The sequence below is a fragment of the Halomonas sp. CKK8 genome, from assembly GCF_029625235.1.
GTDB lineage: Bacteria > Pseudomonadota > Gammaproteobacteria > Pseudomonadales > Halomonadaceae > Halomonas > Halomonas ventosae.
This window is the reverse complement of sequence record NZ_CP121193.1, coordinates 1,875,200-1,891,924: the sequence shown is the minus strand read 5'-3', so window position 1 is coordinate 1,891,924 and position 16,725 is coordinate 1,875,200. Positions and strand designations below refer to the sequence as shown.

Annotated in this window: 19 protein-coding genes and 1 tRNA gene; 4 read left to right on the top strand and 16 right to left on the bottom strand. The window is 66.4% G+C overall.

Going from position 1 to position 16,725, the window contains the following annotated elements:
- Positions 1-214 precede the first annotated feature (214 nt).
- Positions 215-682 carry a DUF2489 domain-containing protein gene (locus P8934_RS09045; protein WP_278033894.1) on the bottom strand — a complete coding sequence of 156 codons (468 nt, stop codon included), beginning with the start codon at positions 680-682 and terminating at the stop codon, positions 215-217.
- A 179-nt stretch (positions 683-861) separates the two neighbouring features.
- Between P8934_RS09045 and P8934_RS09040 the strand changes: the two genes are divergently transcribed.
- Positions 862-2,319, top strand: a complete 1,458-nt coding sequence (locus P8934_RS09040) for a DASS family sodium-coupled anion symporter (RefSeq protein ID WP_278033893.1) — start codon at positions 862-864, stop codon at positions 2,317-2,319.
- 90 nt (positions 2,320-2,409) lie between these two features.
- Here the strand turns inward: P8934_RS09040 and cyoE are convergent, their stop codons facing one another.
- Genes cyoE through P8934_RS09020 form a run of 4 tightly spaced genes read right to left on the bottom strand, consistent with a single transcriptional unit; the run spans position 2,410 to position 5,635 of the window.
- On the bottom strand, positions 2,410-3,330 hold the full coding sequence (cyoE, locus tag P8934_RS09035; RefSeq protein WP_278033892.1) for a heme o synthase: 921 nt from the start codon (positions 3,328-3,330) through the stop codon (positions 2,410-2,412).
- Complete coding sequence (locus P8934_RS09030) at positions 3,323-4,405, bottom strand: COX15/CtaA family protein (protein ID WP_278033891.1); 1,083 nt, start codon at positions 4,403-4,405, stop codon at positions 3,323-3,325. Before P8934_RS09030 ends, cyoE begins: the two co-directional genes overlap by 8 nt.
- A complete protein-coding gene (locus P8934_RS09025) occupies positions 4,395-4,955 on the bottom strand; it encodes a hypothetical protein (protein ID WP_278033890.1) in 561 nt (186 codons plus the stop codon). Before P8934_RS09025 ends, P8934_RS09030 begins: the two co-directional genes overlap by 11 nt.
- On the bottom strand, positions 4,952-5,635 hold the full coding sequence (locus P8934_RS09020; protein WP_278033889.1) for an SURF1 family protein: 684 nt from the start codon (positions 5,633-5,635) through the stop codon (positions 4,952-4,954). The genes P8934_RS09025 and P8934_RS09020 overlap by 4 nt, the downstream gene beginning before the upstream one ends.
- 61 nt (positions 5,636-5,696) lie before the next feature.
- Here P8934_RS09020 and P8934_RS09015 point away from each other — a divergent pair, with 61 nt between their 5' ends.
- Positions 5,697-5,891 (top strand): DUF2909 family protein, encoded by a 195-nt coding sequence (locus tag P8934_RS09015; protein ID WP_106230975.1) that lies wholly within the window; start codon positions 5,697-5,699, stop codon positions 5,889-5,891.
- 2 nt (positions 5,892-5,893) lie between these two features.
- Here P8934_RS09015 and P8934_RS09010 read toward each other — a convergent pair whose 3' ends face one another.
- The 5 genes from P8934_RS09010 to P8934_RS08990 all read right to left on the bottom strand — a co-directional run bounded on the left by P8934_RS09010 (position 5,894) and on the right by P8934_RS08990 (position 10,482).
- The gene (locus P8934_RS09010; protein WP_278033888.1) at positions 5,894-6,757 is read right to left on the bottom strand and encodes a cytochrome c oxidase subunit 3; all 864 of its coding nucleotides are present in this window, start codon (positions 6,755-6,757) and stop codon (positions 5,894-5,896) included.
- Positions 6,754-7,350, bottom strand: a complete 597-nt coding sequence (locus P8934_RS09005; RefSeq protein WP_278033887.1) for a cytochrome c oxidase assembly protein — start codon at positions 7,348-7,350, stop codon at positions 6,754-6,756. The genes P8934_RS09010 and P8934_RS09005 overlap by 4 nt, the downstream gene beginning before the upstream one ends.
- 30 nt (positions 7,351-7,380) lie before the next feature.
- Positions 7,381-9,015, bottom strand: coding sequence for a cytochrome c oxidase subunit I (gene ctaD / locus P8934_RS09000; RefSeq protein ID WP_278033886.1), 1,635 nt, complete (start codon positions 9,013-9,015; stop codon positions 7,381-7,383).
- 47 nt (positions 9,016-9,062) lie between these two features.
- Positions 9,063-10,190, bottom strand: a complete 1,128-nt coding sequence (gene coxB, locus P8934_RS08995) for a cytochrome c oxidase subunit II (protein WP_278033885.1) — start codon at positions 10,188-10,190, stop codon at positions 9,063-9,065.
- Positions 10,191-10,308: 118 nt separating this feature from the next.
- Complete coding sequence (locus P8934_RS08990; RefSeq protein ID WP_106230980.1) at positions 10,309-10,482, bottom strand: DUF2970 domain-containing protein; 174 nt, start codon at positions 10,480-10,482, stop codon at positions 10,309-10,311.
- Between the two features lie 216 nt (positions 10,483-10,698).
- On the opposite strand from P8934_RS08990, the gene P8934_RS08985 reads away from it, so the two are divergent.
- Positions 10,699-11,055, top strand: coding sequence for a hypothetical protein (locus P8934_RS08985; protein WP_278033884.1), 357 nt, complete (start codon positions 10,699-10,701; stop codon positions 11,053-11,055).
- 120 nt (positions 11,056-11,175) lie between these two features.
- Here P8934_RS08985 and P8934_RS08980 read toward each other — a convergent pair whose 3' ends face one another.
- From P8934_RS08980 to P8934_RS08970, 3 genes are all read right to left on the bottom strand, one after another.
- Positions 11,176-11,511, bottom strand: coding sequence for a hypothetical protein (locus P8934_RS08980; RefSeq protein ID WP_278033883.1), 336 nt, complete (start codon positions 11,509-11,511; stop codon positions 11,176-11,178).
- 224 nt (positions 11,512-11,735) lie between these two features.
- Positions 11,736-12,467, bottom strand: a complete 732-nt coding sequence (locus P8934_RS08975; RefSeq protein WP_278033882.1) for an LrgB family protein — start codon at positions 12,465-12,467, stop codon at positions 11,736-11,738.
- Positions 12,464-12,841, bottom strand: coding sequence for a CidA/LrgA family protein (locus P8934_RS08970; protein ID WP_278033881.1), 378 nt, complete (start codon positions 12,839-12,841; stop codon positions 12,464-12,466). Before P8934_RS08970 ends, P8934_RS08975 begins: the two co-directional genes overlap by 4 nt.
- Positions 12,842-13,039: 198 nt before the next feature.
- On the opposite strand from P8934_RS08970, the gene P8934_RS08965 reads away from it, so the two are divergent.
- Positions 13,040-13,116, top strand: a tRNA-Pro gene (locus P8934_RS08965).
- A gap of 223 nt (positions 13,117-13,339) precedes the next feature.
- Here the strand turns inward: P8934_RS08965 and P8934_RS08960 are convergent.
- The 3 genes from P8934_RS08960 to P8934_RS08950 all read right to left on the bottom strand — a co-directional run bounded on the left by P8934_RS08960 (position 13,340) and on the right by P8934_RS08950 (position 16,712).
- Complete coding sequence (locus P8934_RS08960; protein ID WP_278033880.1) at positions 13,340-13,678, bottom strand: cation transporter; 339 nt, start codon at positions 13,676-13,678, stop codon at positions 13,340-13,342.
- 481 nt (positions 13,679-14,159) lie between these two features.
- The gene (locus P8934_RS08955) at positions 14,160-14,930 is read right to left on the bottom strand and encodes a copper resistance protein B (RefSeq protein WP_278033879.1); all 771 of its coding nucleotides are present in this window, start codon (positions 14,928-14,930) and stop codon (positions 14,160-14,162) included.
- Between the two features lie 9 nt (positions 14,931-14,939).
- Entirely contained in the window at positions 14,940-16,712 is a 1,773-nt protein-coding gene (locus P8934_RS08950) for a copper resistance system multicopper oxidase (protein WP_278033878.1), read from the bottom strand.
- Positions 16,713-16,725 lie beyond the last annotated feature (13 nt).

The following is a 16,725-nucleotide window of genomic DNA, read 5'->3' as shown; positions in this document are numbered from 1 at the left end:
CGGTCCCCGACCCGCTTCCTGCACTTACCAAGAAAGCACGGAAGTGCCGTCTCGGCCAGTCAGGTCCACCGATGGCCGTGGCCTCCAGCCAGATATCAGCCATCTACGTGACGCGACAAGCTTGCCGCAGAGAACGGGTGGATGCAATCGAAGGATGGTGCGCCACCGCACAGAAGGGCGACGCGTGACGGTCGCGGCGACTGGCCTGCAGCGCTCAGTGCAGGCTGCCTGGCCAGCCCCGACGGAACTCCATCACCGCCGCTGCCGCCTTGAGCACCGGCTCCCGGAACTCCTCCTCCACGGCCAGTCGCTCGCGATCCTCGCGGACGCGTTCGCGGGGGCTGAGCGCCTGGCGGGCGGAGTGGGTATGCAGGTGGCGGGTGCGCTGATGCACCTCGTCGAAGGCGCGGAAATCGGGGCGCTCGGTCAGCCGCTGGTCGAGGATCTCCAGCAGCACCTTGCAGCGCCAGCTACCCTCGGTGATATCGACCTGCTCCTGGACCAGCGCCGAGGCGACCATCCCGAGGTTCTCCAGGCAATTCTGATGGGCGCGCTGCAGTTCCTCCTCGCGGAAGGCCTTGCGCCGCCGAACCTCCTTCCAGAGGGTGAAGGCGTAGGCCCCGAGGCCGGCGATGATGGCCAGTGCCAGGCCGAGAAGCGTCAGTGCCAAGGTAGAGGTCATGGGCGTATCCCAGTCGGTTCAGTGCATGTACAAATATTATACACGATCAGGTTGCCTCCCAAAATTAACAGCCGTGATGATTGTGACCGAGATGAAGGCGCCGTGTTGCATACCGGGCCCTGCACGACATCTGCAATCTGCGTATTATCTCCTCCCCTCCCACCCCGCAAGGAGCGATGATGCCCACCCGCGACACCTCTCACGAGCCCCCTTCGGCGCCTCCCCTCTCCGCGCGCATCGGCCTGTGGCTGGGCCCCCTCTGGGTGCTGATGACCCTGGTACTGCCCACCCCGGCCGGCATGGCCGAACCGGCCTGGGCCTGCGTGGGACTCGCCCTGCTGATGGCCACCTGGTGGTCCACCGAAGCGATCCCGATCCCCGCCACCTCGCTGCTGCCGCTGGCCCTGGTGCCGGCACTGGGGATCGGCGGCATGAGCGAGACGGCCGCCAGCTATGCCAACCCGATCATCTACCTGTTCCTCGGCGGCTTCCTGCTCGGCATCGCCATGCAGCGCTGGAACCTGCATAGGCGCATCGCCCTTCACGTGCTGCGCCTGGTCGGCCACAAGCCGCGCCAGCAGATCGGCGGTTTCATGCTGGCCACGGGCTTTCTCAGCATGTGGGTGTCCAACACGGCCACGGCCATCATGATGCTGCCGATCGGCATGTCGGTGGTCAGCCTGCTGGACAGCAGCGATCCGGAGGAACTGCGCCGCTACGCCACGGCACTGCTGCTGGCCATCGCCTACTCCGCCAGCATCGGCGGCGTGGCCACCCTGATCGGCACGCCGCCGAATGCCCTGCTGGCCGGCTACCTGGCCGAGGACCGCGGCATCGACATCGGCTTCGCCCAGTGGATGATGATCGGCCTGCCGATCAGTGTCGCCATGATGGTCAGTGCCTGGTGGTGGCTGACTCGCCGCGGTTTCGCCCTGGACACCGGAGAGGACAGTGCCGGCATGGTCCGCGACGAGCTGGCCAAGCTCGGTCGGACCAGCTCCGCCGAGCGACGGGTGGGCCTCGTCTTCCTGCTCGCCGCGGTGACCTGGATGCTGCGTCCGCTGCTCAATGACGCCGGGCTCGACTGGCTCTCCGATACGGGCATTGCCATCATCGCCGGCATTGCGCTGTTCCTGGTGCCGGCCGGCCGCGAGCCCGGGGTACGCCTGATGGACTGGGAGTCGGCACGCGAGCTGCCCTGGGGGATCCTGCTGCTGTTCGGTGGTGGCCTGGCCCTGGCCGGCTCGATCAGCCGTTCGGGCCTGGCGGAGTGGATCGCCCAGCAGCTCGGGGTGTTCGGCACCTTCCCGCTGCTGGCAATGGTCGGCGTGGTGGTGCTGGTGATCATCTTCCTCACCGAGGTGACCTCCAATACCGCCACCGCCGCCGCCTTCCTGCCGCTGCTCGGTGCCCTCGCCCTGTCGCTGGACATCTCGCCACTGCTGATTACGGTGCCGGCCGCCATTGCCGCCAGCTGCGCCTTCATGATGCCGGTGGCCACGCCGCCCAATGCGATCGTCTTCGCCACCGGCCACATGAAGATCCAGTCGATGATCCGTGCCGGCTTCGTGCTCAACCTGATCAGCACGGTGCTGGTGACCCTGATGGCCTACTTCCTGATCATCACGCTCTGGTAGGTGGACCTCGGTGCCCAGAACGTGACGAGCCCGGCCATCCGGCCGGGCTCGCTGCCTCCAGGGGGGGTAACCCGATGTCCCCACAGTGCCTCAGCCGGCCAGCATCCAGGCGGCGCCGTAGTGGTCCAGCAGCAGCACGCCGAAGACGCCGAGGATGTAGCGGATGGAAAACCAGAAGGCCGCCAGGGGGGCCTGGGGGTCATGGCCGCGCCAGACCCGCCAGTTCCACACCATGAAGCGCAGGTTGAGCGCCGTCACCCCCACCAGGTAGAGCACACCGCTCATGCCGATGGTGAAGGGCAGCAGGGTCACCGCCACGGTCAGCCAGCCATAGAGCCACACCTGCAACCGGGTGAAGGCCTCGCCATGGGTAACCGGCAGCATCGGCACCCCGGCACGGGCATACTCGTCGCGCTTGTGGATCGCCAGCGCCCAGAAGTGCGGCGGCGTCCAGGCGAAGATGATCAGCATCAGCAGCAGCGGCTCGGGGCCCAGCTGCCCGGTGACCGCGGTCCAGCCCAGCAGCGGCGGCGCGGCCCCCGCGACCCCGCCGATGACGATGTTCTGCGGCGTGGCATGCTTGAGGAAGGCGGTATAGATAAGGGCATAGCCGATCAGCGAGCCCAGGGTCAGCCAGGCCGTCAGCAGGTTCACCTGCCAGGCCAGCAGCCCGATGCCGCAGGCCGAGAGCAGGGTCGCCCAGGCCAGGGCCAGCGGCGTGGGCATGCGCTGGGTCGCCAGCGGGCGGCGGGCGGTGCGCAGCATCAGCGCATCCAGGCGGCGGTCGACCACATGGTTGAACGCCGCGGCGCCACCGGCGGCCAGGCCGATGCCGACCAGGCCGAAGATCACGGCCCCGGGGTCCGGCAGCGGCGCGGCCAGCAGCATGCCGACCAGGGTGCAGACCAGCATCACCGCCACGACCCGGGGCTTGCACAGCGTGTAGAGGTCTCGCCAGCCCCAGCCAGCGAGATGGCCGACCGTCCCACGCTCCATCATGACTTCAGACATGCGCCAACTCCTCCTTCGTTGCAGTATCCCGGGCACCCATCGGTTCGAGGGTCGTCGACCAGCGCCAGTGCCACAGGGCCAGGGTCATGGCCACGACCAGCAGCACCGCCCCGGCGGTATGCAGCAGGGCCAGCCACAGGGGCAGCCAGGCCAGCACGTTGGCAATGCCCACCACCACCTGTGCACCATAGGCCCCGCCCAGCAAGGCCAGCCAGGGGCGCATCTCCGCTGCTCGCCGATGGCGCCAGGCAAGCAGCAGCAGGCTCAGGCCCAGGGCAAGGGCTCCGAGCCGGTGCCCGACCTGGATGGCACTGCGCGCCTCGGCATGCAACTGGCCGTGCAGGTAGTTGGGACCCACCATCTGGGTCAGGTGGAAGCCCTCACTCCAGTCCAACGCCGGCCACCACTGGCCGTTGCAGGTGGGAAAGCCCTGGCAGGCGATCCCGGCATAGTTGCTCGAGGTCCAGCCACCCAGTGCCAGCTGCGACACCAGCAACAGCACCGCCAGCCCCCACAGCGGTGTCAGGCGCCGGTACCTGCCCGCCCTGCCCGCCCTGCCCGCGCTTGATGCGAACCGCCGCAGGCGCAGATGCAACCACAGGAACAGCACCATCACCGTCAGACCACCCAGCAGGTGCAGGGTGACCACCTGCGGCCACAGCTTGAGGGTCACCGTGAAGGCACCGAACGCGCCCTGCAGCAGGATCATCGCCAGCAACGCCAGGCTGGTGACCCAGGGATAGCCCGCTTCCCGGCGCCACCGCGCGCCCAAGGCCACCAGGGCGATGACCACAAGCCCAAGGGTCGAGGCCAGATAGCGGTGCACCATCTCCACCCAGGCCTTGGCGGACTCCAGGGGCACCTCGGGGGTGTGCGCCAGCGCCCGTTCGGCATCCGGCACCACCAGGGCCCCGTAGCACCCCGGCCAGTCGGGACACCCCAGGCCGGCATCCACCAGCCGCGTCCAGGCCCCTACCAGCACCACCACGGCGGTGAAGACGACTCCTGCCAGGCTCAACCCCACCAGCCATCGACGGCGGCTCGCATCGCCGGTGGCCAACGCGCTACTCGCCATCGGCGCCACCTCCCACCACGCTCGAGGCCTGGTCGAACCGTGCCATGGGAGGCTCGGGGTTCATGCGCAGCAGGCGTCGCAGGTCGTCGAGCACGTCGGCAGTCGCGACATCCGGGGCATAGCCGAGCACCGGACGACCCTCGGGGTCGAGGATCCACAGGCGATGGGGAGCGCGCCAGCCGGCCTCTCCGGTCCAGCGTGCCACGGCTGCGCCGGGAAGCGGCTCGCCGCCACCGCCGATGCGCAGGCGACTGACCCGGTCGGCCTCGCGCCCCAGGGCGCGGTGCAGCCGCCACCAGCGGTCGGCGTTGTCGTCACACGCCTCTGGGCAGTCGAAGGCCAGCAGCCAGTCGCCCTCCCCCTGCTTCTCCACGGACGACAACGGCCACTGCGCCAGGAGGGGCAACGAAGGTTGCAGCTCGCCATGGGCCGTGCGCTCCTCGGGGATGCCGATGCGCCACTCCACCATGCCCCAGGCCACGGCCACCGGCAGGGCGAAGATCGCGAAGAAGGCCAACAGCTTGAGGCGCTGGCGTCCGGCGTGGGTCATCGTGGGGTCTCCTTGCTCGGAATGGACTTCGGGTCGGGGCGGCGAGCCTGGCGGCGGGCGCCCACCAGCATGATCACCAGGGCGGCCAGGGCCAGCCCCCACCATTGCAGGGCATAGCCCAGGTGGCGCTCCGGCGGCACGACGCTGGGCTGCCACCAGGATTCTAGATGGCCCGGCCCCTGCTCGAGGTGCAGCCAGCCGGGGTGCACGAATGCCGATTCCAGGTTCCAGGCCGAGAGGTCGATGCGCTGCAGGCGGGTGCCCTCCCGGTTGGGGCCGAACAGCGGTGCCGCCTCGCCGGCCGTCTGCCAGCGGCCTTCCAGGGTCACCCTGCCCTCGGGCGTCTCCACCGAGGGGGCCGCCCGGCTGGGGCCGGTCGGCAGGAAGCCGCGCTGGACCAGCCACAGCCTGCCCTCGACGTCACGAAACGGGCTCAGTGGCGCCACGCCGAGGCGCCCCTCATGGGTGCGATTGTCGAGGAACAGCGTCTCCTCGGCGAGGTATTCGCCCGTCAGGACCAGCTGCGCGCCTTCGGGCGGAGCCGACGCCGGCGACTCGATGCGCGGCGCGGCGGCCAGGCGGGCCAGGTAGTCGCGCTTGTCCGCAGCACGCTCCCACTGCCATAGTCCCAGTGCGAGGCCCAGCACCACCAGGCAGGACCAGAACCCCCACCAGCCCATCCGACGTGTCGCTGAGGGGCCGCGATGCGCGCCGGATGTCGATCCTCTACGGGAGCCGTGAATGTTACTCAAGATATCGATTGCCCTTGTCTTCCTGGCCATGGTGACCAGCCTGGCCGTGGGTGCCGGCTTCCTGGTCCGGGACGGCAGCCGCTCACGGCGGGTGCTGATCTCCCTCAAGGTCCGGGTGGCCCTGGCCACCCTGCTGCTCGCCCTGCTGGGCTACGGCTTCTATTTCGGCGACCTCGGCCTCTAGCCTCAGAACACATAGACGAAGATGAACAGCCCGATCCAGACCACGTCGACGAAGTGCCAGTACCAGGCCGCCGCCTCGAAGCCGAAGTGGTCATCGGCCGTGAAGTGCCCGCGGAATACCCGTACCAGCATCACCGCCAGGATGATGGTGCCGATGATCACGTGCAGCCCGTGGAAGCCGGTAAGCAGGAAGAAGGTGGCGCCATAGATGCCCGCCTGCAGGGTGATCCCGTAGTGGGCATAGGCCTCGTAATACTCCACTCCCTGGATGGTGATGAAGCATAGCCCCAGCAGCACGGTCACCGAGAGCCAGAAGCGGGCACTGTCGCGGAACCCTTCCTTGATGCCCTCGTGGGCGATGGTCAGCGTGATGCTGGAGGAGACCAGGATCAGGGTATTGACCAGCGGCAGGTGCCAGGGACTGAAGGTCTCCGTCGGCCCCTCGATGGAAGCATCCGGCGGGTTGAGCAGCGGCCAGCTGGCGGTGAAGTCCGGCCACAGCAGGGCCGCCACCCCCTTGGCGCCCTCGCCGTCGAGCCAGGGCAGCGCAAAGGTCCGCACATAGAAGAGCGCGCCGAAGAAGGCAGCGAAGAACATCACCTCCGAGAAGATGAACCAGCCCATCCCCCAGCGGAAGGAGCGGTCCATCTGGTCATCGTAGAGCCCGCCCCGGGACTCGAGGACGACATCGCGGAACCACAGTGCCATCACCGCCAGCACCCCGACCAGGCCGAGCGCCATGACCGGCATGCCGGCCGCACCATGCACCAGCAACGTGCCGGTGCCGATCATCATCGCCCCCAGCGCCAGCGACGCCAGGATGGGCCACTTGCTGGACTCCGGAACATAGTAGCTGCCACCACTCATGCGCTGTCTCCTTCTTTGAACGGCCCGCGGGGCAACACCGCTGCCTGCGCCGGCTGCACGGGATAGAGGGTGTAGACCAGGGTCACCGTCTTGATGTCGGCCGGCAGGTCCCGGGTCAGCTGGAAGACCAGCGGTGCCTCCAGTCGCTCGCCGCCCTCCAGGCGCTGCTCCTGGAAGCAGAAGCAGCTCAGCTTGCGCAGGTGCACCGAGGCCTCCGAGGGAGAGACACTGGGCACTGCCCTCGCCCGGCTCGCCTCGCCCCCCCGGTTGCGGAAGGTGAAGGACACCTCGTTGCTCTGTCCCGGATGGACCCGGACCTGGCGCGTCTGCACGTCGAGCTCCCAGGGCAGGCCGGCGCTCGCCCGGGTGATGAACTGCACCGTTACCATCCGCGAGGTGTCGACCTCCTCGTGCACCAGCATCTGGGCGCTGTTGCTGGTCTTGCCGTTGAGGCCGGTGACCTCGCAGAAGACGTCATAGAGCGGCACCAGCGCGAAGGCGAAGGCGAACATGCCGGCCAGCACCACCAGGGTGCGGGTCACGGTCCGGCGCACCCCTTCGCGCCCGGTTGCCTGTTCGTCATGGCTGGCCATGCCTGCCTCCCGCGTCGCTGCCGACGCTGCTCAGTGCTGCCGATGGGGATGGAAGTCCGGGGGCGTCTCGAAGGTATGCAGCGGTGCCGGGCTCGGCACGCTCCACTCCAGGTCCTCGGCGCCCTCCCAGGCCTTGGCCGGGGCCTTCTCGCCACCGCGCACGCACTTGATGATCACCAGCACGAAGAGCAGCTGGGAGGCGCCGAACAGGAAGGCGCCGAGGCTCGAGGCCACATTGAAGTCGGCGAACTGCAGCGCATAGTCGGGGATGCGCCGCGGCATGCCGGCGAGCCCCGAGAAGTGCATCGGGAAGAAGGTCAGGTTCACGCCGATCACCGACAGCCAGAAGTGCCACTGGGAGAGGCGCAGGTGCGGGTAGTGGCCGGTCCACTTGGGCAGCCAGTAGTAGGCGCCTGCCAGGATCGCGAACAGCGCCCCGGGCACCAGCACGTAATGGAAGTGGGCCACCACGAAGTAGGTGTCGTGATACTGGAAGTCGGCCGGCGAGATGGCCAGCATCAGCCCCGAGAACCCCCCCACGGTGAACTGCACCACGAAGGCCAGGGCAAACAGCATCGGCGGCTCGAAGCTGATCGAGCCGCGGAACATCGTCGCCACCCAGTTGAAGACCTTCACCCCGGTGGGCACCGCGATCAGCATGGTGGTGTACATGAAGAACAGCTCAGCCACCAGCGGCAGTCCGACCACGAACATGTGGTGGGCCCAGACCAGGAAGGAGAGGATGGCGATCGCTGCCGTGGCATAGACCATGGAGGCGTAACCGAACAGCCGCTTGCGGGAGAAGGTCGGGATGATCGCCGAGACGATGCCGAAGGCCGGCAGGATCATGATGTAGACCTCGGGATGCCCGAAGAACCAGAACAGGTGCTGGAACAGTACCGGGTCACCGCCGCCGGCCGCGTTGAAGAAGCTAGTGCCGAAGTTGATGTCCATCAGCATCATGGTGATCACCCCGGCCAGCACCGGCATCACCGCGATCAGCAGGAAGGCGGTGATCAGCCAGGTCCACACGAACAGCGGCATGTCCATCATGCGCATCCCCGGCGCACGCAGGTTGAGGATGGTGGCGATGATGTTGATGGCACCGAGGATCGAGCTGATGCCGGCGATATGCAGCGAGAGGATGAAGAAGGTGGTGGACGGCGGCGCGTAGGTGGTGGAGAGCGGCGCGTAGAAGGTCCAGCCGAAGTTGGGCCCGCCGCCCGGCATCAGCAGGGTGCTGAGCAGCAGCGTGAAGGCCACCGGCAGCAGCCAGAAGCTGAAGTTGTTCAGGCGCGGCAGGGCCATGTCCGGGGCGCCGATCTGCAGCGGCACCATCCAGTTCGCCAGCCCTACGAAGGCCGGCATGATTGCCCCGAACACCATGATCAGGCCGTGCATGGTGGTCATCTGGTTGAAGAACTCGGGCTGCACCAGCTGCAGGCCGGGCTGGAACAGCTCGGCCCGCACCACCAGGGCGAAGATCCCGCCGATGAAGAACATGGTCAGCGAGAAGATCAGGTAGAGGCTACCGATCTCCTTATGGTTGGTGGTCAGCAGCCAGCGCATCAGCCCGCGGGGCCTGGCATGGCCGGCCTCGGCCATGCCACCGGCAGTGGCCGTGTTGTGCTGCGGGGTGGGCTTGGGAGGCAGGTGGGAAGCCATCGGAAATCTCCCTGTTGGCAATCACGAAAGAGAAACGGAAAGGCCGGTCACTCGCCCTGGTCGGCGAGGCGTTCGGCGATTTCCGACGGTTGCACGCTGTCGCCGGACTCGTTGCCCCAGGCATTGCGTTCGTAGGTGACCACCGCGGCAATCTCCACCGGATTCAGTGTGCTACGGAAGGCAGGCATCGCCGCACCCGACACACCGTTGATCACGGTATCGACATGCCAATCGAGATCATCGAGCATCTGCTGGTTGCCGGCCAGTGCCGGGAAGGCCGGCGGATTGCCGCTGCCATCCGGCTGGTGGCAGGTGGCACACACCGAGCCGTAGACCTGCTCGCCACGTTCCATCAGCTCGTCCATTCCCCACTCGCGATCGACGCCCTGAGCCTCCTGCGCGGCGGCCTCCTTGCGCTCGGCCAGCCATTCTTCGAAGCGCTCCTGCTCGACGGCCTCGACCACCACCGGCATGAAGGCGTGGTCCTTGCCGCACAGCTCGGCACACTGGCCGCGATAGATCCCGGGCTCCTCGATGCGCACCCAGTTCTCGTTGACGAAGCCGGGAATGGCGTCCTGCTTGACCGCCAGATCGGGCACCCACCAGGAGTGGATGACGTCGTCGGAGGTCAGCAACAGGCGCACCTTCTGCCCCACCGGCAGCACCAGCGGCTCGTCCACCTCGAGCAGGTAGTGCTCTCCCTTCTCGTCGGCGCCACTGATCTGCTCGCGGGGCGTCCCCAGGTTGGAGGTGAAGGCGACCTCCTCGCCCAGGTACTCGTAGCGCCAACGCCACTGCTGGCCGGTGACCATGATGTCGAGATCGGCCTCGGAAGTGTCATACATGTTCTTGAGGGTCGCGGTGGCAGGCACCGCCATGCCCACCAGGATCAGCAGCGGGATCGCCGTCCAGATCACTTCCACACTGGTGTGCTCGTGGAAGGTGGCGGCCTTGGCGCCGCGGGAATGGCGATAGCGGAACAGCGAGTAGAACATCGCCCCGAAGACGATGACCCCGATGATCACGCAGATCCAGAAGATGATCATGTGCAGGGAGTAGATGTCACGGCTGACCGCCGTGACGCCAACCGGCATGTTCCAGCCATTGGCCAGCGCGAGCGGGGTCAGGGCTGCGGAGGCCAGCCCCCCCGCCATCCACACGAGCAACGTGCGCATCGGCGCCTCCTCAGGGTCATTGTTGTATTAGCGAGCGCTTGCAGCAGTATAGAAGAGTGCGACAGTTCGTCACGCCTGCCGTCCGGGGCCAGGTAAACGGGCTCGTCAACGCTGCCGCTCAGCGCGCGGCCAGCACCGCCACGAGTGCCACCAGCACCACGAACACCACTCCCATGAGCAGCCCCGCCGCGATGAAGGTGCCCGGGCGGTTGGACGCGAAATCCTCACGCCGTCTCGCATCCTTCTGCACCCCCAGAAAGGCCGCCAGCACTGACTTGATCGCCTGCCACATCCCGTTTCTCCTCCCTCTACCGCTGACGAACTCCCCACCACCCTAGACCATGCCGACAGAAGCGACCCGTGGAGGCATTCCACGCCACGCGTCCCAGACGACGAACTCTCCTTCGCTGCAACGCACAAAACCGCGATCATCTTCTATACTCAAGATGAGAGCCGATTCGACCCCAGTCCCCTCCGCGAACCGAAGGGGAACCGAAGGAGACCGATCATGACCAAGCCAAAAGACACCACGGCCAACCCTGCCCTGGCCGCGACCCAGCCGGTGCTGGAGTGGTGGCAGAAACAGTTCAGTCAGGGGGCCACGCCCATGGCCCACATGCAGTTGGCCTGGATGCAGAGCATGGCCGATGCCATGCAGTTCGAGGCCGAGTTCCTCCAGGCACTTGCCGAAAGCGGCCAGAAGATCGCCCAGTCCTTCGACGGGGAGACCCCGCAGACCCCGACCGAGATGCAGGAGCGCTACCAGCAGCTCATCAAGGAGGTGACCGACGCCCAGATGGAGCGGATGCAGAAGGCGGCAGAGCTCTCCCATGACTTCCGCAAGCGTCTCTGGGAGGAGATCTGAGCCCTCCTCGATGATACCCGGGGCAGGGCCCCGCACGTCACGCAAGGTGGAGAGCGGCACGGCAGGGTCACCTGCCGTGCCGTCCTTTTGGTGGGGCGACCATCGCCGCGAGGCGGGAGTTCAGCAGATCTCCTCCCAGAGACGCTGACGGAACTCCTTGGGCAGCCGGGTCACCCTGTCGATCCTAGCCCCCTGGGCATCGACCACCTCCTTCGCGGCGTCCTGGTAACAGCGGCTCAGGACGGCCGGATTACGTAGCGCCCGCGGGTCGGCGAAACAGCTCGCCACCCTGCTGTTTGCCATGGCGCAGATGGAGAGGAACTCGGCCTCCAGCTGGGTCGCCTCGACCAGCGAGGCCATCCAGGCCTGCTGCAGCCGGATCATCGGATGGGTCGCATCCATCCAGTGGTGGCGCCACCAGTCGCAGACCGGCAGCGAGGCCTCGACCCACGACATCGGCGTCGGACCGGGACCAGCGGGCGATGCCGGCGGGGAAACCACCGGGTCGGGCAAGACTTGCTCTGGCACGACGTGTCTAGCGGTTGACATCTTGATGTCCCTCGAAAAGGGCGTAGTGGTGCAACCGAGAAGTGTAGTACCAGCACGCCTCGCCCGGTCAGACGATTTTCGCACGTGGTTATCCAGTCACGCCATGTCCGGACCTCCCCTGTGCGCAAGGCTCAGCCGAAGCCGAAGAGGCGAGTGATCAGCGGCAACAGGAAGGCGGTCAGCAGGCCCGTCAGCCCCATGGCCAGGCCGGAAAAGGCACCGGCCACGGCGCCCAGGCGAGCGAAGGCGTGGGCGGTGCCGAAGCCGTGGGCGGCAAGCCCGAGGGTGAAGCCCTGCACCACCGGGTCCTTGATGCGCAGCAGGCGGAAGATCCAGGGCCCCAGGGCGCAGCCAATCGAGCCGGTCAACAGCACCAGGCCGGCGGCGAGCGACGGAATCCCGCCGATCTGCTCGGCGATGCCCATGGCGATCGGCGAGGTGACCGAGCGGGGCGCCAGCGACAGCAGCGTCTCGGTGCCCGCGTCGAGCAGCATGGCCAGCCCCAGGGTAGAGGCCACCGCCGTGAAGATCCCCGCCCCGCAGGCCAGCAGCAACGGCCACAGCAGGCGCCGGACCCGTTCGCGATGGTCGTACAGGGGGATCGCCAGGGCCACCGTGGCCGGCCCCAGCAGGAAGTGGATGAACTGGGCCCCCTCGAAGTAGGTGCGATAGTCCATGTCCACCAGCAGCAGCAGGGCGATCAGCATGACGATGGAGAGCGTGACCGGGTGCAGCAACGGGGTCCCCCCCACGGCGCGGTTGATCCCTACCGCCAGGGCAAAGACCAGCAGGGTCGCTAGCAGCGAGAGCAACGGATTCCCCGAGAGGTAGACCCACAGCTGGTCGAAGGTGGCGATGTTCATGCCTTGCCCCCCGGTCGGCCGTTGCGCCGGGCATGGCCATGCTGCAGGCGCTCCAGCACCCAGGCCGTCACGCCCAGGGTCACCGCCGTGGAAGCCACGAGGGTCACCACGATCGGCCAGAGGTCGGCAGCGATCAGCTCGAAGTGCACCATCAACCCCACCCCGGCGGGCACGAACAGCAGCGTCAGGTAGCGCAGCAGCCCCTCCCCCGTCAGGCGCAGGCTCGAGGGCACCTTGCCGCGGATCATCAAGGCCACCAGCAGGATCACCATGCCAATCACCGGCCCCGGAATCGGCAGCGTGAGCCCCCGCGCCACCAGTTCGCCGGCAAACTGGCAGGCCAGCAGCATGCTCATTCCCATGATCAACGGCATCTCCGCCCTCCTCTCGGCAGCTGTTCTCGTGGCTGACAGTGTGACAGAAGCGGCGGGATCCGGGGCCTCGTCGAGACATCCGGCCAAGCAATTGATAAGGAAGCGCAAAAGGGACTTTTCATTTGCCCCGCGACGCGCTAGTATACGCCTCGTTCTCGGGGGCCAGGATCCACAGGCCAGGTAGCCCGAAAACGGAATCGGAGCGTGGCGCAGCTTGGTAGCGCGTTGCAATGGGGTTGCAAAGGTCGCAGGTTCGAATCCTGTCGCTCCGACCAGAAACATCAAGAGAAACCGCCACTTACGGATCATGCCGGGTGGCGGTTTTTTGTTGTGCCTGGTGCTAGGTGACATATGGATGACAAGCGTCGGAAACTCTCAGGGCACGTTGAGCAGTAACGTGAACATGACCACATGCCACTCCGGCCACGAGCGCCACCACCCCGGCCAGCGAACACCCGCCATATCGCGCTCCTGCTCAACGACTCGCCATCACCTGGCTTAGTGACAGCTCCAGGGTTTCTGCTTGGCATTGTCCTTCACGTTCTGATCGATGAAGCGGTAGTAGTCCTCCTTGATCCGGTTCCAGCGTCCGGAGCTGATGTCCACACCATGCCGTGCCAGTACCTCCTCAATATCATCGATACACAACCGCTTGGCATCGTAGGCCAGGTGGAGCTTTCGGTGGTCCGCGTCGTAAGACACGCTGTCGAGGCCAGACAGCGTGTCGATCTCGGTTACCGCCGCCGAGATATGCCCTGCCGCGTCGGGTTTTACCTTCAACTTTCGAGTGACCAGCGACGCTTGTGAAACGCCGGGACGATGATCGTGATGTGACATGATCAACCTCCATTCCCTGTTAGCCGTGATTCAGTTGCCATCGCCTTGATCGTGCCGGCCACCATGGTGGTGATGCAGGAAGAGCTGCATCAGGGGGCAAACGAGCATAAACAGCAGAGGCAACGCCTGATTAGAGATGTAGCTGATGGCCTGTCGCCATCAGGTAGCCGCCCACGTCGACGATGCCTGCCAACGGTAGCCAGACCATCAACAGGCGATGTTGTACTCTCTTGTCCATGGGTACCTCCCGGTGCCACCGGGTCTATCTGGGGGTAGGGCACCATGCGCTGCTCCTGTGATGATTCACCATCCACCGCCAATCGCCTGACGATGTCTCCTGTGCCTGTCAGTGTGGCGGCGGTCTCTGAATTCAGGCTGAACGTGATGGTTGAGGCGATTGACCCGGATCAATCCATGTGACGATCGCCAGAGACGACGACGCCACCGGGTGGTGGCGTCGTGCGCGAGATAGATCAGAGGGTCAGAACATCAGCCTCGCGCCGGCGACGACGCCGGTATCCTCGGTGGGATCGCCATGGTGGCGGGCGATGTCGGCGGTATCGCCGTACTGCTTATCCCAGTAGGCGCCGACATAGGGCGCGAAGCGGCGGGTCACCTCATAGCCCAGGCGCATGCCCACCCGAACCGAGTTGAGCCCCTCACCAACGCCGAACTCCTCGACGTCACTCGCGGCCACGGCGATCTCGGTACGCGGCTGAAGATAGAGGCGCTGGGTCAGGCGCAGATCAAACTCGCCCTCAAGGCTCGCCGAGACGTCACCCTCGTCGCTCACCTGCAGCGCCAGGTCGGTCTCGATGCCGTAAGGCATCACACCCTGCAGGCCGATCACCCCGTAGCCGCGCTCGGTGTGGTCGTCGGAGAAGACGCCGCCCTGGTAGCCAACGCCACCCTGCAGCTCCCAGAAGTCGGCGATCAGCCGACTGTAGAGCAGCTCCAGCGATTCGAATTCGGCATCCTCGCCATCGCCCTGGACGTTCTCTCCCTCGGACTTCAGGTAGACCCGGTTGACGTCCCCGCCGTACCAGGCCTGGAAGTCCCAGACCAGTTCCTCGTGCCCTTTGTCGGGCACGGCGTATTCGAGTCGGTCGAACAGCGCCATGGCCATGTGGTGCTCGGCCATGGGGGCGGGCCAGTCGTCCGGGGCATCATAGCCGCCCTGGGCCTGGGCGACGGAGAGCGTGGCCGTGGCCAGCACGACACCGGCCACGATCATGGGGATTCTGGTATTCATGCCTTCTCCTTACGAGACCTTGACGACCCGGAACATGCCGGCATCCATGTGGTAGAGCAGGTGGCAGTGGAAGGCCCAGCTGCCCTCGGCGTCGGCGGTGATCAACGCCGAGACTCGCTCGCCGGGCTTGACGTTCAGGGTATGCTTGCGCGGGATCAGCTCGCCCTGGCCGTTCTCCAGCTCCATCCACATGCCGTGGAGGTGGATGGGGTGCTCCATCATGGTGTCGTTGACCAGGATCAGGCGCAGCCGCTCGTCCTTCTCTAAGCGGATGGGCCCCGTCACCTCGCTGAACTTCTTGCCGTCGAAGGACCACATGTAGCGTTCCATGTTGCCGGTGAGATGCAGCTCCAGCTCACGCTGCGGCTCGCGGCGGTCCGGCCAGGGGGTGAAGGCCCTGAGGTCGCGGTAGACCAGCACCCGGCGCTCATCGGGGGCGATGCCGATGCCCGCCTGGCCGTAGCGAGACCCCGGCTGGGCCACTCCCGCCGCCAGCATGCCGTTGGCATTCATTCTGCTGCGCTCCTGCGCCATGCCCTGCATGCTGGCATGGTCCATGTCGCTCATCCCCGCGTGGTCCATGCTCGACATCCCGGCCTGGTCCATGGCGGCCATGTCGCCATGGTCCATGCCATGGGCCCCCATGGCCTCCATGCCGCGATCGGCAATCCTGCGTCGCTCGGGAATCTCCGCCGCCATGCCTTCACGCGGCGCCAGGGTGGCCCTGGCATAGCCGCTGCGATCCATCGATTCGGCGAAGATCGTATAGGCCGTGTCGTCCTCGGGTGCGACCAACACGTCGTAGGTCTCGGCCACCGCGATGCGGAACTCGTCGACCGGCACCGGCTGCACCGGCTGTCCGTCGGCCGCCACCACGGTCATCTTCAGGCCGGGAATGCGCACGTCGAAGTAGCTCATCGCCGAGCCGTTTATCACCCTCAGGCGGATCCGCTCGCCGGCCTTGAACAGCGCCGTCCAGTTCTCTTCGGCGGAGTGGCCATTGAGCAGGTAGGTGTAGGTGCTGCCGGTGACATCGGCGATGTCGCGAGAGCTCATGCGCATTTTCGCCCACATGCCACGCATCTGCGCCGTCGCCGCGAAGCCCTTCTCCCTGACATCGGCGAAGAAGTCGGCGACGGTGCGCTCCTGGAAGTTGTAGTAGCCCTCGGCGGTCTTGAGGTTGCGGAACACCGCCATGGGGTCCTGGAAGGTCCAGTCGGTGAGCAGCAGCACGTGCTCGCGGTCGTAGCGGAAGGGTTCACCCTTGGCGGCATCGATGATCAGCGGCCCGGCATGGCCGAGCTGCTCCTGCAGGCCGGAGTGGCTGTGGTACCAGTAGGTGCCGTTTTGGTGCACCGGGAAGCGGTAGGTGAAGGTCTCGCCGGGAGCGATGCCGGCGAAGCTGACGCCGGGGACGCCATCCTGGTCGGGTGGCAGGATCAGGCCATGCCAGTGAATGGACGTCGGCTGGTCGAGCAGGTTGGTCACCTTGAGCACGGCATCCTGGCCTTCCTTGAGCCGGATCATCGGGCCGGGGCTTTCGCCGTTGATGGTGATCGGCTGCGCCGCCTGGCCATCGATGGTCAGTGATTCGCGACGGATGGCCAGCGTAACCTCCGGTCCTTTCTCGACCCCCTTGGCGTAAACGTTGGTTTGCCCCCACGGATCGGCCCAGGCAGGGCGCAGGCCAAGGGCGGCTACCGAGCCGATGCCCAATGCGGCCCCGCCCTTGAGCAACTGTCGGCGCGACAGCGGATGCGTAATGACGCTGGAACGTGCCATCTGTGACTCCCGT